Source organism: Endozoicomonas acroporae, from assembly GCF_002864045.1.
Taxonomy (GTDB): Bacteria; Pseudomonadota; Gammaproteobacteria; order Pseudomonadales; family Endozoicomonadaceae; genus Endozoicomonas; species Endozoicomonas acroporae.
The window spans coordinates 1-1,949 of sequence record NZ_PJPV01000284.1 but is presented as its reverse complement, the minus strand read 5'-3'; the positions used below and the strand labels follow the sequence as shown (position 1 = coordinate 1,949).

The 1,949-nt window shown below is 53.5% G+C and carries 2 protein-coding genes; both read left to right on the top strand.

Annotation, left to right across the window (positions count from 1 at the left end; genetic code table 11):
- The coding region (locus tag CX664_RS26880; protein WP_180966641.1) for a hypothetical protein at positions 1-657 on the top strand (657 nt) is incomplete at its 5' end.
- A gap of 1,007 nt (positions 658-1,664) precedes the next feature.
- A partial coding sequence (locus CX664_RS25215) for a hypothetical protein (RefSeq protein WP_146000376.1) occupies positions 1,665-1,949 on the top strand: 285 nt, incomplete at its 3' end.

Below are 1,949 nucleotides of genomic sequence, written 5' to 3'. Positions count from 1 at the left end.
AAAGCCGGCATCGGGGGGGGGGAGGTTAAAGGAACGGTTGCCAACACCACGGCGGTGAACAGCTATGTCAATGGCATTAAAGAGGGGAATTCTTCTATCTCCAATGATCAGCTTCTTTGCCAAAAAGCAGACCCTCGTGTGTTAACAGCCGATTGCTCTTCGAGAACTGAATTTCTGGCTGCGCTGGATGTTTCGTACAGTGATGCTTGCCCGGTAAATGCCGCTACAGCGACAACAGCCGCTACAGCGACAACAGCCGCCACAAGCCGCGGGGCCGTGGTTGCCAGTACTACGCAGGTGAACAGTTTTGCCAGGAGCACAGGTTACTCTTCAGGCGTGGCCAGGGAGCCATTACCGGCCACAACGGTGCCGACGGTAGCGAACACCACCATAAACGTTTCCGGCCTGCCGGGGGCCACCATGACGCTACCCACCACTGTGGCATCGTCGGCGGCTACCCTGAGTACCGGCGCAGTAGCCGGTATCGCCCTGGGGGCTGCAGCCTTTGTGGTGGTAGGGGTGGTGGCAGGGAGGTACATTTATCGTCATTATTGCCACGGGTCATCCCCTGCCGATGACCCGCAGGAGTGGGTGGCCATCAATACTGTGGGTCAGGCAGCGAGTGCCGAACCGACGATAAAAGCCGTCATGAAATAGGCAAGAGAGAAACCTGCCGATGTACAACGCTCCAGAAGACCTCCTCCAGAGCCACCCGGACTGCAACAACCGGCACTATCGGAAAAACCACCCACACGGCCAAGGGACTCGTTCTTTGAGGAACTCAGGGGGTGATTCCCTGGCATGAACACAAGTTCATGACGATGGTTTGTCACCCTCTGTCATGAAAGCTTTAGCCACAGAGTCACGGAGACACAGAGGAAAAGCTTTTTTCTGTTCTCCGAGTCTCTGTGCCTCCGTGGCAATTTTCTTTCACGGCAAAGAAGATGCTGGCATATATGAAGAGATTGAAACTCGCAATCTCCGCAGAATAAGAACCGCTGTAAAATAGATCATTTCAATGAGTTTGATATTCACAATCTCCGTTCACCCTGAAGCGGTTGGTGCCGGGCACAATACCTGAGCCTGGAGTTCATGCCATTCGACAGGCTTTGGATGTTTAACCTGTCTCTGATGACAACTCACTCAGCGCAATTACAGAGTGGGTCGCTTCTTTGCCTCTGCCAACACTATTGCCCAGAATAACGAACCCTCTTTATCCCGTACAAGTTACAGGTATGAACACACAGAAACTCATGAATATGTTTCTTCTTCAGTAAAGAATCTCGCGCACGACCACATGGATGTGGGAGGTAGGGCGACGCAGGATGCCAAAGCCGGGGACTTTGTCGCTTTGAGGAATAGTCCTTGAATAATTTACACATTTTGGAGCCTCCGAACTCCGTTCGTCCTGAGCCTGTCGAAGGGCGTTAACTCCGAGGCATGATAGATTGTGCCAGGCACCCTTCGTCCGTGCATCCTGAGCCGAGCCGAAGGGCGCTCAGGATGAATGGAGAGTGAGTTCTAAATGTCGGAATCCCCCTGTGCCAACATAGTTTTCCTGCTTTATAAGATTCTTGCGTATTACCCATTACCAATAATTCAAACGGTTCCTTTCATCGCCTGTGCCTTGTCTACCCTTGCCCTTATTTTGCGAGGGAATAACGTTGATATCCCAACCTACCGTTCAATCAACAGGCGCAGCCACTGCCTCGGGCTCCGTACCGGTTCAGCCAGGGGAGAAATGGGGCGTATGGGCAGGGGTGAAGGTCGCTTTCTGGGACGGTGTGATCCCGTTTTTGCAGTCCTGGCATCCTGATTATGTACCCCCCGGGGCGCAACCGGATAAAGGTCCGGCCTTCACTTTTGGCAGCCCCGATGGGCAGGACAGTAGCTTTTTCCAGGGTGTTGAGCTGGCTGCCCGCCTGGTGTCGCCTTATACGGTGCTGCCA